This is a genomic window from Vibrio sp. 1069 (assembly GCF_033340555.1).
In genome coordinates this window covers 1-507 of sequence record NZ_JAWOWP010000998.1, presented here as the reverse complement: position 1 = coordinate 507, position 507 = coordinate 1, and the positions used below count along the sequence as shown (strand labels likewise).

1 pseudogene is annotated in these 507 nt (G+C 47.7%); it reads left to right on the top strand.

The features are described from left to right. Window positions 1–507, top strand: a pseudogene (locus R7040_RS30250) (protein acetyltransferase); the annotation flags it as partial.

Sequence of the window (507 nt, the reverse complement as noted above, 5' to 3'; positions counted from 1 at the left end):
CGCAGCAAAGCCGGGAAAGATTGCTTTTATCTCTCAATCGGCTGCCGTTTGTACCACGGTTTTAGATTGGGCCAACGACAAAAATATCGGGTTTTCTTCATTTATCTCGATTGGTCGTGGGCAAGATATTGATTTTGCAGATTTGCTCGACTATTTGAGTATGGATGGCAATACCGAAGCAATATTGTTGTATGTCGACTCCATTCAAGATGCACGACGATTTATGTCCGCAGCCCGTGCCGCTTCTCGCAATCGTCGTATATTGGTGTTGAAAGCTGGTCGTTCAAAAGAAATGAATACGTTCGAGCAGCAAGATGGCGATACGCTCGATGCGATTTATGACTCTGCGATACGAAGAACGGGTATGCTGCGTGTTAGCAATACGCATGAGTTATTTGCTGCGGTAGAGACGCTGACGCACTCAGTTCCGTTGCGTGGAGAACGCTTAGCCATCATCACTAACGGTGGCGGCCCTGCCGTCATGGCAGTCGATACACTAGTTGAACG